Source organism: Fodinibius sp., from assembly GCF_041642155.1.
In the GTDB taxonomy this organism is placed as follows: domain Bacteria; phylum Bacteroidota; class Rhodothermia; order Balneolales; family Balneolaceae; genus Fodinibius.
In genome coordinates, this window is sequence record NZ_JBEPWZ010000003.1 from 31,682 (window position 1) to 45,092 (window position 13,411).

Genomic DNA, 13,411 nt, shown 5'->3' on the forward strand with positions numbered 1-13,411 from the left:
AAGTCGCATACTCTTATGTAACTCGATGAATTAACTCACTAAATCAAACAGAAAGTTTTAGAGAATATTAATTCTTAAACTTTTGCTATTATGAAATACCTTGTACGAATTGAACCTGTATCAGGAGAGACAGAACCTCTAATTAAGAGGATTATGCGTTTTCTCGGACCCGACAGCCGGCGTAGGGCCGAGCAGCTCGCAAAGAAAGGAGGCGTGGTAATTCGTGGCCTTAATGAACGGGCGGCGAAGCATACAGCCTCTATCCTGGAAGCCGCCGGGGCGAAGGCAACAGTGGAGGAAACGGCAGGTGAAACCGAACCTGCCTTCACCGTAAAAGTCTTGGATCGACAAACCAGTGAGCCGGTTTCAAAAGCTAAGGTGGAGGTTACTGGAGATGGTAAATCCGTTATCGAAGGAGTTACCAACCAGCAGGGAACAGTAGCATTTTTGGACTTTGAAGGGTTGGTAAATGAAATGTTTACTGACGAGCGTCCGGAGATTGAAGTGAGCGTTCGGAGAGAAGACAGTGAAGTGAAATCAATTCACAAACCTTTTCGGTGGGAAAGTTTTGAAGCTACCGATGGCGATTACCAGCTGGTTGTTACCGCAGCTTCTCCCAGGCCCGATAAGCCGGAGACTGAAGGTGAGTATGTCGTACAGGGTATAATCGCTCTTGAGAACGGAGAACCTGCGGTGGGATATACAGTCAGGGTATTTGACCGTGATCTTAGAAGTGAAATCAGGCTGGGAGAGAGTCGGACGGATAAACAGGGCAGGTATGCTATTCGGTATTCACCTGCTGCTTACGGCAGTGCCGAAAAGGGAAGCGCAGATCTTGATGTTCGTGTCTATACAAAGTCGGGCAATCGAAGAGTAGGTACTGAAGTTGACAACAGAGAGCTGACAAAGATCGGGGACTCCTCAATTTTATTTAACGCAAATAAAGAGGAGACTATTAATTTGAGCATAACTAAACGTGAAGGTACAACTTCCCTGTATGAGGAAGTTGTTTCAGCCATCGAACCTTTACCAGATGAGGTTACCCTTAACGATCTTATAGATAAAGATATCTATTTCCTGCATCATGAGACGGGTCGAGGTCTCAATGAAATTGCCTTTGTGGTTTCCGATGCTCAGCTCCAGTCTAAAACAGGCATGCCTGAAGGGGTATTTTTCGGCCTCGCGATAAATGAAATTGGGGTTTATACTTCCAATGAAAATGGTATTCCCCGCATAAACCTGCCTGCGGTGCTGGAAATTTCCGTAGACCAACTTATAGAAGTAGTGGATAAAGCGTTGGAAGAGCATCAGATTCCTTCGCACATTGCGGAGAATAGAAGTTCTATCCGGAATAATTTGGAAAGACTGAAGGCATCAAATGCGATTGAGAGTCCGATCAAACAGAGAGAAAAAGCTCGGAAATTGGGAGAAATTGCGGGATTGGATGAAGATGCCTCGGCATCTATAGCAGACCGATTTGAGGGTAGCACTCCAACTGAAGAGACCTGGGCAGCGCTTGTAGAAGAAGGGGCGGTCAAGGAAAATCAACTACCCGACCTTAAACTCACTTTCGATCTTGCTGAAGTAACCGGAGGAGAGCCGAAGCTTGTGGAGACGCTTAAAACAACATCTCTTCCGGGTATGGACAATACGATAAATACTGCCCGGGATCTGGGTGCTTTAGACGAGGAGGACTGGAAAAATATATTGAAGAGTAATGAAATTGAGGCTCCCGCCGGCCAGGATGTGGATAGCTATGCGAATGGCCTTGCCCGTTCGGTTGAACATCACTTCCCCACGAGCGTATTTTCTCACCGCGTTGTTCAAAAGGACTTGAATAATATTGCAAATCAATTTGATAATGTTCAGGCGCTGCTTGATTCAGATACAGAGTTTTTTACCAATATTGTCAATCATCGTAAGACAGTAGAAGAGATTGATGCCGATGAGGAGACGAAGAAAAATTTGAATGAGTTGGCCGGCTTGGCCCGCACCTTTACCCACCTTGGTGTTCCGGAAGTACTGGACGATGCGGATCTCTCCAGTTCGGAGAAGATCGAGGAGGTTGAAAAGCGTATAGAGCCTGTCAAAACCTTTATCAGCCAAAACGAGGGTATGGATATACGAAGCGCCGATTTTATAGGCCTTTCGAAAAATGGAGATTCAGAATCGGGAGAGGAGCAGGACGAATTGAATTTTGAAGGTATTGAGGATTCAATGAAGCCCCGTGTAAGGCGGCAAATGATGACTTTTCAGCGTGTATATTCGGTGGCACCCAATGTAGATACTGCCAACACTTTATTGAGTTCGGGTTACAGCTCGGCTTATGATATCTCCAGTGCAAATCTGAAGAATTTCTCAGAAGAAATTGATCTCTCGGTGCAAGAAGCTGCCCGCATCCATAACCAGGCGGTACTCGATGTCGATCATACAAATTATGTGGTCGGTAGCATACTGCCCCTGCTTCCTGAACTGAACTTGCGCACGGAGGCCGATAATATCAATGAGGACCTGGTGAATGAACTTCGTGATCTGGACGGTTTTGAAGATCTCTTCAGAAGTCAACAGGGCTGTGACTGTGCACATTGCCAGTCGATATTCGGACCGCTGGCTTATTATGTAGATCTGTTGTCTTTCATTGAGGACAAGATATTGAGCACCACCTTCAATGAAGAACCGGATCATCCCATTCATCTTAACACCAGGCGACCCGATCTCTGGGATCAGCTTGAGCTTTCCTGTAAAAATGCAACTGAATATGTCCCCTACCTCGAAATCGTGAACGAGGTATTGAGCAACTACATTGTCAATGTTGAAGAACTTGAACCACAAGAGGATGAGACCAGAGAAGAAGCGGTATTTTCCTTATTTAGCAGTGGAGACCGCTCCTTTGATCAGCCGGTAAACCTCCCGCTTGAAGAGTTAAGAATGGGTATGGAACGTCTCGGCATCAAATACCCCGAGGCTGTTAAAGTTGCAGGCGGAAATAAGGATGAACTCAAAAGAGCGTGGCTTGGATTATCAGAAGAAGAAATTTCAACTGTTACCACTTCTATCGCTGATGATGAAAATGTTATTCGAAAGCGATACGGGCTCACCGATGATGCCGACCTGACAAAGCTGACTACCGATCAGCTGATGAAGGCCGCGGACTTGACACGTGAGGAATTGGGACGGCTGGCAAAGCTGAATTATATCGACGCTGGTGGGTCCGGGTTGCGTATCGTTACAATTCACGATGAAGATGCCGTTCAGCCCACGGGAGAAGAGGTCAGGGGATTAGATTCTGACCGGCTGGATCACATATTTCGATTTGTCAGATTACGGCGTTCCTTGCCATGGACTCTTGAAGCACTGGACCATGTGCTCGACATGTTTAAACGATTGAATGTATCTGATGGTATCGATGAAGATGCACTTCAGGGAATATCAAGACTACTTCGCTTGCAGGATAAACTCGATATTTCTGTCGAGGAGGTATGTGTGCTTGCCGACCGTATTCCTGTACAAAGCCTGGCAGTGGAAGAGAACGGACTTTACGACCAGCTCTTTAATGCCCAGGTTTATGTCGAAAAGGAAGGGCGTTTTAATCCTTCAAATCCCGTTCATTTCCAATGTCCTTTTTTCGAATCTCCATCGGCAACGGATGAAGGTAGTGACCCTGCCTTGCCGCGGTTATTGAGTGCTCTCGAACTTTCCGAGGAGGCATTTGTTTCGCTTATGAAAGCACTTCGCCCTCATTTAAATCCTTTCCGTGAAATACCCGGGAACGGTAATGAAGAACGCTATCACATTAAGCTGAATATTGAAAACCTGTCCCTTCTCTACAGACATGCTTTAATCATGCACAATCGTGATTTGTCGGTGGATGAACTATTCCAGGCGCTGGATATGATTCAGACGAGAAATCACCCATATGTGAAAAATATGGATGATCTGGACGATCTTCTGGAGTTTCTGCAGTGGATCCGGGAGGCTGGACTTACCTTGAACGACGTGGAGTTTTCAACCGGTGGCGGGCATGAAGATGAGTATCTGTTTGATTCAACAACGGCAGACGAATTTGCAAAGAGCTTGGAAGAACGGGTTACGTTTACCAAGAGTGCCTTTAGCGAAATTTCGGAACTGGAGGATAATCATCTGGATAAACTCATGACATTCCTGGTCAGCGAAGGTCTTGTTTCCAAGGCAGGGAGCAGCAATGAAAGGTATCGCCTGACCCCATCATATAATCAGGGCAGTCTGCCTCAACTTCCCGAAGAACCACTGGAGCAACAAAAAGATACGCTTTCCACCATTTTGGATCGTTACATCCCGGAGGTGCATGCTGCAGATTTGCTTGCTGGAAAACTGGAGACCACTAAAAGTCGTCTTCGAAGTCTCGCGGCTATTGTGGCCGGATCATTTGCCGGAAATGGTCGGGTGTTGGACAGGCAGCTTGGAATCAAGCTCAGTAAGAGTTCGACTGCCAGTTCGGATCTTCTCGATTTCTTTGAACCGCTGGAAGAGGTGCAACGGATTTTCGAAAGGCTGGAGATCAGCAGACCGTCTCTTGAATTTGCTGCGAAGAATCCTGGCTTATTCGGTTTGCAGGCAGGACAAGATCAGCCTGCGGGAATACAGGCATTACGGCTGCTTGCTATTTATTCGAAGTTATATGACAGATTTGAAGATCGTTATGAGCGTTTACATACAATACTTACTGATGAGGCTTTTGGGGATCCGTTTGATTCACTCAATCAGTCGGAGAAAGATCGTATAGTAAAATTATTCAGTGATCTGACCACAGCTACGGAAGAACTGGCACGTACGTTGCTGGGAGAGGTACCCTATCCCGGACAAGCGGTACCGGCGCTGTCTGTTCTCATCGATGCATGGGATCTGGCAAAAAGAATGGGAACAAGCGGCAACGGTCTGCAGCAGCTTCATTCTGAGAGTTATGATGATATTCGAAAGGCACGGGATATGGTCTATACCGCTTTGCGGGACCAATATGATGATCCTGATAATCGGCAGGCCGTCCTACAGCCACTCAGAGAAAAAATGCTTGGCCGGAAGCGGGATGTGCTCGTTAGTCATCTTCTGGCGAGACCGGAACTGGACTTTGACGATTCTAAAGATCTGTACTATTACTTTCTGCTGGATCCGGAGATGGAAGGATGTGCCAAAACATCGCGGGTAGTTGCCGGTACATCCAGCCTTCAGCTTTATGTACACCGCTGCCGGATGAACCTCGAACAGACCGAGAATGGAGATATAAGAGTCAAACCTGATCAAATACCTGAAGCTGAATGGGACTGGCGGCGGAAATACCGGATCTGGGAGGCCAACCGGAAGGTATTCCTGTATCCAGAGAACTACCTGGAGCCCGAGCTCAGAGATAATAAGACCCCAGCGTTTGAGAGACTTGAAGATAAGTTAATGGAGGAAGATTTGGATGCAGAGGGGGCTGAGCGCTTGTATCGGGATTATCTGAATGGGTTTTCCGAAGTGGCCGATCTGCGTATTGTGGGTAGTTATTTTGAGCAGAATCCACAAAAAGAAAATGAAGGAACCCTGTACCTGATCGGGAAAACCGCTGCCCAGCCTGCTCAATTTTATTTGCGCACCAGGCAGGGTGATAGTTGGTCGGCCTGGGAAAAGATTGACCAGGAAATCAACGCCGACAAGATATCCCCGATTATCTATCTGAACCAGCTCTATCTTTTCTGGGTTGAAATTAAGACTAAACCCTGGAATAGGACGGAAAGCTCTGAAAACGAAGAAAGTTTTCGTGGTTACCGGCATGATATTACGTTAAAATATATCGTACAGAAAGCTGATGATAGTTGGTCAGCTCCTCAGGAAGTATCATTGCCGTCCGGAATCGATGTTATTGAAGATCCATTGGTTGAAGTTCACGATCCCTACTATGACGATCATGATATTAAGATGTTACAACCCAAGTACCAAAAGACGGAATACCCATCACACGGGGAATACGAGTATGACTATGGTCTTAAATTTAAGCCGGAACCAGTTGAAGGATATACTTTAAAGGACCGCATGTTTACCAGGATATTTCCCTTGGTTTACGGCGATCGTTTGTACTTTCAATATGGTGATGAGGAGACGGTATATCGTTTAAATGTCCGTGCCAGAGATGCATACGCCGCATCGGGTGAGGTGACTGCAGAAAACTTCAACTATTTTGGAGGATTCACTGCAGGAAAAATACGTCTGGCGAAGAAGGAAGAGTGGATTCAACGCGAAAAAAAATGGGAACAATATAAAGATACAGTCGCATTACACTTAGTCCGTGGTGCTACTTTTGATCAACACCGGTACTATTACGAATCAGAAAAGGACCGGACAGAACCTTTCGGAATTCAACTTGACCCCGGGAAGCCGATGCTGGGAAGGGTCCCGTTCCATTCACATTTGGAATCGGTTAATAATGCTCCGCATTTATGGATTTACCAGCAGGACGATGGAGCAATGTTATTAGAGCGAAGCGGGGAAATGGAAATTATAGGATATAAACTTCGTACGCGCATTGCCCGGGATCTTCAGAAAAAACTCTTTCGCGAAGGTATCTGGTCGATGTTGAGCTTAGATACGCAATACGACCTGCATGAAGACCGGTTGTTTGAGAATCAAATGACTATCTTAAAAACCTTCCAGACACAAGTAGCAGAGTCTTATGACAGTTATATATGGGAGATATTTTTTCATACTCCATTGTTAATCGCCAATACATTAAATGCACGGGATAAGTACGAAGAAGCTGAACGCTGGTTTAATGTGATATTTGATCCAATGGGTGAAGAGCTGCCGGTTCGGGAGAAACAGAAATTCTATTACCCAAAAGATCGTAATTGGCGGTTTTTGGAACTTCATAAGCTCGATCTTCCCAAGCTTAAAAAGATACTTAACGGTAGTAGCTCTGGATACAGCGCTTACCGGAAAGATCCGTTCAATCCCCATGCGATAGCGAGGTTGCGGCCAACAGCCTATCAGCGGAATGTGGTGATGAAGTACATTGACAACCTACTCGACTGGGGCGATCAGCTCTTTACGCGTGACACGCGGGAATCGATTAATGAGGCTACATTGCTCTATATTACGGCTGCTGATATTCTGGGTGAGCGTCCCGATGCCCTGGGCAGCTGCGAGACGCCGGCTCCGGAAACAACCTATGATTCTCTGGAAACAGATGAAGGATTTATTGTAACGGTTGAAAATATGGTGAACGCCTACAGCAATACCCGTCCTATGAGCATGACACTAAATGGCCGGAACAACGGCTCTGATAACGGTTCTTTATCAGAAGCTTTTTCCTCTTTTAATACAATGAGCACGGTCAATAACAGTAGTGGTATAGGATCAGTAAGTCGTGGATCTGATTTTACGATCCGTGGAGTTAGCCCAATAATGGAAATAACAGATGCTAATAATTTACCTTTTGATCAGCCTTTAGCCGAGATTGGAGATATATCGGCAGCCGAGCTGGGAGCTGGAGTAGGTAAGTTGATACCTTATACTTCCGACCGGCCGGTATTCTGTATTCCCAAAAATAAAAAGTTACGCTCCTATTGGGATCGTGTTGAAGACCGTCTGTTCAAGATCCGGAACTGCATGAATATAGAAGGGGTACGCCGAACGCTGGCTCTCTTTGAACCTCCTGTTTCTCCCATGATGTTAGCGAAGGCACGAGCTGCCGGTCTTTCTATTGAAGAGGTTATGGGATCGGCTATGGGTGAGTTGCCTTCTTATCGTTTCTCTTATCTTATTGGGAAAGCGAAGGAGTATGTTTCAACACTTCGTGGTCTCGGAGGGGCATTATTGGCTGCACTTGAGAAAAAGGATGCAGAAGAATTGGCTCAGCTTCGTTCCGTACATAAACAGAATATCCAGAGAATGACGAAGCAGATACGTAGTCAGCAGATAGAGGTGGCAAAGATGTCTGTTGATAGCCTCAAAAAGCAGAAAGAGCGTTCAAAAGAACGAAAAAAGCATCTCCAGGAAAAGATAGATAAGGGACTGAATGAATTTGAAATTACTTCTCTGGCCCTGTCAGGTTCGGCCCTTGTCTCTCATAGTGTGGCTACCGTACTCGCTGCGCTGGCCCCGCCCGCCAAGGCTGCGCCCGATATAGAGGTTGGATATGCCAGCCTGGGTGGCTATGCCACTGTTAAGTATGGCGGTCAGCAAGCCGGGGGTGCTGCCGAGTCGGCAGCGCAAATTCTCCGTGATGTATCAACCGGTCTGAATATGGGCGCCGGGATAGCATCTACCCTGGGAAGCTACGATCGCAGGATGGAGGAGTGGAAATTTCAGCGGGATATGGCTGATATGGAAGTCGATCGTATCGAAAAAGATATTGCCGCAGCAGAGATACGAGCCGATATTGCTGAGAAAGAACTTGAAATCCATGAAAAACAGATGGAACAGACCGAAGAAGTTTACGAGTTCTATGAAAGCAAGTTTTCAAACCTTGGATTGTATAACTGGTTATCTTCTGAGGTTAAAAAGCTGTACCGTAATGCCTATCACATGGCCCTTGAAGTTGCCCAGATGGCAGAAAAGGCTTACCAATACGAAATGGACGATGAGACAACAAACTTTATTGCGGTTGACAACTGGGATGGTGAACACCAGGGACTGCTTTCAGGAGAAAAGCTGATGATCCAGTTACAAGAGATGGACAAGGCTTATTTGGAAAATAATCAGCGCGATTATGAGGTAAATCAATCCTTTTCGCTGGCACAGATTGATCCGCTTGCGCTACAAAAACTTCGTGAGAATGGGAACTGTGAGTTTAAAATAGCGGAACCATTTTTCGATGTTGCATATCCCGGGCAGTACAAACGCCGCATCAAGTCTGTTCGGCTTACTATCCCTTGTGTTACAGGCCCATACGTGAATGTAAATGCGAAACTCACCTTATTGCAGGCATATATACGGGAAGAGCCGAGACAGGGAGAGGATCAATTGAAGAGAGAACCTCGCTCGCGGAATACCTCCATTGCCACCAGCCAGGCCCAGAATGATGGCGGTGTATTCGAACTGAGTTTTAACCAGGAGCGATATATGCCTTTTGAAGGTGCAGGAGCAGTGAGTGACTGGAAATTACAGCTTCCGGATACGTTCCGTTCATTTGATTATGACAGTATTTCGGATGTTCTGGTTCATATCAGCTATACGGCGAAAGAGGACGGGGCTTTTCGGGACAAGGTGGTCGATAATTTACGCGAAGAATTCAATAAACTCGCAAGTGACAGCGGCGTTAGCCGCGGCTTCAGCCTGAAACAGGAATATGCATCCGAATTCAGACAAATGTACCGCACCCATGACGGAGATAAGCAGAAAATTACCGTCCAGCTGGATAATCGCCATTTTCCATACTTCCTGCACCAGGAAAAGCTTGAGCTAAAACAGATAGTTGCTGGGTTTAAGCTGGATAAGAAGTGGTCAGAATATTATTCAGACGGAAGTGGCGGTGCAGGCCCCATTTCTGCAGAACTCAAGCTTGGGGCGGATAACCAATCACCTGCAGGAAGCGAAATACTAAAGAAGAATAACGGTATAATGGGCTTTCAGGATAAAATTCCTCATGCATCTTTTGATACCTCCGGAGCTAATGTCTCCATTAGTGAGGAAAGCCTGTCATCTACTATTGAATTCAGCAAGCAAGAACTGATAGCCTTATATAATGACCTGCATTCTGAGGCAGGAGTTTCTGTCGATCAGTCAAATGTTTCTGTAGCTGATGTGGATAAGATCATGGATGATATTTTTGTGGTTCTTACTGTAAAGATAAAAGAGTAATCAATTGGGGGGGATTGATGTAACGTATATTCAAGAAATAAAAAGAACGTAGTGAAGTTTGTGTGGAAACTACTATGCTGTTTTAGGTTGCCTAAAATGAATCTGATATCTCCTAATTTTTTTCTTCCCAGTGAAAATTATGCAGTAATTGATGGATTGCTCGGGCAGCAACTATACTAAAAGCAAGCAGAAAAATTAGACCGGCGTAATACGCGTAAAAGCTTAAGAACAATTTTCCAGTAACTGTGTTCGAGACTTCTACAATGCCTATGCCACTTGGAACAGGTTTAGTAGCCAATTTTATCTACTTTCAAACGGTCAACTTTCGGGTAAGCATACACCCTTCTTGAAATCATATTGCTAATATCAACGAGGCCAGCACAAGAGTTAATGTAAGTCGTAACCCAACTTTGATACGCACCAAAGCAAAGTAATACTGATGCTTCTTGCCAAGCTTCAAGTTCCGAATATACAAATTATCTATAAATAATATCTCGAAATAATCCTTTGATAAATTCGGCGGCTAAGTTAGTATCACTCAGTTGATTATTCACTCTTTTGAAGTTTTCACTTATTAATTCTGCTTCTATAAATAATGATGAATAATCAAAATTATTTGTTTCCAGAAAAGACTATATTCAAGAGATATAACGGCATAGCGCATATCCGGCAGGGCAACTTTAATTATCTAAAATATACTACAGAAATTGAGGAACCACAAAACTGGCATTAAATGATCCCTTCTCAGTTCTATATAGATCATTAGCCGATGGGGCTAACATAATCTGTCAGGCCAGGCCACATACAACAGATTGGGCAACTAAAGTAAAGGAAGCCATAAAATATTCATCTGATACTTGTAAGTGAAATTCGTAATTGTTTGGAAAATATATATATTTATTATTTTATTGTAGCAAATATATTATTTTCTTGTAATAATTATAATCCTATTAAAACTACAAAAAAATGGATGGTTTCTTAGAAAAAGCAAAACAGCTGAGACAGGATGTAGATAAGCTCAAAAAGGGAGAAAGCATTTCTCATAAGGTAACAGTGAAAAATATCGAGGAGCTGAAAGAATTGCTTCACGATGGCTTAAGCGAAGATATCCGGATGGAGAGACCGAGTGGGATCGACCCTGATATACACCAAACGTTAACCCAGCAATTAGCGAAGAAGGCCCAGGATCATGTATTTAGCGATGTATCTCTGAGCGATAAGGAGCGTACTCAGATTGCTGGAAAATTTCCAATGGATGTTCAGGTAGCCTCTTTGCCAGACAAAAAGCTTGGGCCCGGAGAAGAATGGGATTTAGGAACTTCAACCAGTCCTGTTGTTTTAAACATTGGTACACTGACGATGGAAGCAGGTTCATCCATCAAAATTGCCAATACGGTACTGAAAATGGATGTACAAAAGCTAATTCGAAATTCGGGATCCACTAAAGGACCGAATTATGATCTCGGCATTTTCGGAGTAACGGGAACTACCCCTACACAGGCAGACAAAGGGGGTGATGGTGCCAAAGGGAAAAAAGGGAAAGATGGTACTTGTGGCTCAGGCGGGGGTATCGCCGGAGATAACGGAAAGCCCGGTGCGAATGGAAGCAGCGGAGGTACAGGTTCACAGGGTAAAACAGGGGGGCAAGGACTTCCATCTCTCACAGCCAATATTACTATTGGTTCGGGAGGCATAGGAGGAAGTGCTGATCAGTTTGTTATCTACACCCGCTCCGGCGACGGTGGACAAGGTGGACAAGGCGGTAAAGGAGGTAATGGAGGTGATGGTGGTAACGGTGGTGATGGAGCAACCTGTGGTTGTGAACATACAGATGGTGCTGATGGTGGCGATGGTGCCAATGGGGGCACGGGTGGCGATGGTGGAACCGGTGGCGATGCCGTAGCCGGCAATGATATTTATGTGACCGTTCCAACCGGCAATGCCCAAAAAATAGTTAAACAAAGCTCTGTTGCCAATCCGGGTAATGGGGGATTGGGCGGTCCCGGTGGCGATCCCGGTAAAGGTGGCAAGGGGGGAAGTGGTGGTGGCGCTTCCGGTTGCCCTACAGGAAGTAGCGGTTCTAACGGAAGCGGAGGTAATGCTGGCAATTCCGGTGGTAACGGAAAACCCGGCTCACAGACAGGGGCTCCGGGAACTATTTATGTTACTGAAAAATGAACATTCCCGCTGCAAGCTTGGGGATTAACTATATAAAGAAGGTACGCAAAGGTTAGTTTGTTCTTACCATAGACCCTCGTTACATCCGAATATGACGTTAAAGTAGCAAAACTACGTAGGATGTATGTCGGAGTCTCTAATCCCATTAAAGGAAATATAGGTGTTTTTGCATACCTTCTTTCAATTTATTCCGACCCAAAGGCCGGAAGATTTGATCATCCTAATCATTAAATCATTGGGAATTGGATTCGCAAGACATACTTCAGACGCCACAGATACATCCCTTTCAATTTGATAACAGCAGTGATCAAATTGCAAAGACGGTCAATCTTTTCAGGGGAGATGTAAATTTCAAGATTCCGCTGGTTTCCCTCACCGGTCGAAACGGTTTGGATCTTCAGGTTGCGGCCTTATACAAGAGTAATATCAGTAAGCAGGCCGTCACTCGCAATCTGACGGCTCCCACTTCTATTCTTGGATTAGGCTGGGATATGCCTGTAGACCGGATAGAAGTTGAAACCAACGGGACAGGAACCCGGGAAGACAATATTTATTATTTTGTTCGGACTGGGATTCGAAATCGGCTCTATCGCAATAATAAATCCTGGTTAAGAGGTGAGATCGATAAGAGCCTGGCAGATGATCTTGATAATCAAAATTTCAGCAAAGCACTATCTGCAGCCCTGCTTACCCAGGGACTCCGGACAGATACTTCTTCCTCAGTCACTGTTCAAACGGCCGGAAGCTGCTGGCAAATCACCGATCCCGTAAATGAATTCGTCCTCCGGCTGAGCTTGGCGAGCGCGGCTTCGAAGATCAAAGTATTTGACGGAGGCTATTCATACGAAATGCAGGGTTACGATTTCTCCCGTATTCGCTATTATGAACAGTTTGAGCGCTGGGAAATTACCTTTTCCAATGGGATAACCAGTGTATTCGGAGGCAATCTCACCGTTACCGATGGCGTCAAATCGTCCCGTAACAAAACCATCGAATGGGGAGTTCGCATCGGGAATTGGCATGGTCCCGGTATCCTTACTCACAGCAGCTCGGATTCCGATAAGCGTCTACAGACCCAGTATGCTAAAGTATGGCACTTTGCTTCTTCTTACACCATTTGGAACGACCGGGTGACTTTTGAATATGAACAGGTACTTCAAAATGTCGGTGCCGATGGATTACCCTATATCAAAGCCACTTACCTCAGTAAGGTCACAGGTGTACTGGGCCGGACCATACATTTTAATTATAAAGAAAAAACCTACGATGACTCCACACCCAAAAGTCCCCGGGAATACGCCGATCCATATAAGGCAACGCCCACCAATGATCCGGATGCCTACCAATCGAAATACGAAACCCGTTATCTTTCTGATATAGAAGTAAACAACGAAAAGGGAGACGAGCTCTTTACATTGAATTT

At 45.3% G+C, this 13,411-nt stretch carries 3 protein-coding genes; all 3 read left to right on the forward strand.

The window, feature by feature from the left end:
• Window positions 1-153: 153 nt before the first annotated feature.
• Window positions 154-9,810, forward strand: a complete 9,657-nt coding sequence (locus ACESLU_RS00610) for a neuraminidase-like domain-containing protein (protein WP_372633671.1) — start codon at window positions 154-156, stop codon at window positions 9,808-9,810.
• Between the two features lie 966 nt (window positions 9,811-10,776).
• On the forward strand, window positions 10,777-11,988 hold the full coding sequence (locus tag ACESLU_RS00615) for a hypothetical protein (RefSeq protein ID WP_372633674.1): 1,212 nt from the start codon (window positions 10,777-10,779) through the stop codon (window positions 11,986-11,988).
• A gap of 242 nt (window positions 11,989-12,230) precedes the next feature.
• A partial coding sequence (locus ACESLU_RS00620; protein WP_372633676.1) for a hypothetical protein occupies window positions 12,231-13,411 on the forward strand: 1,181 nt, incomplete at its 3' end.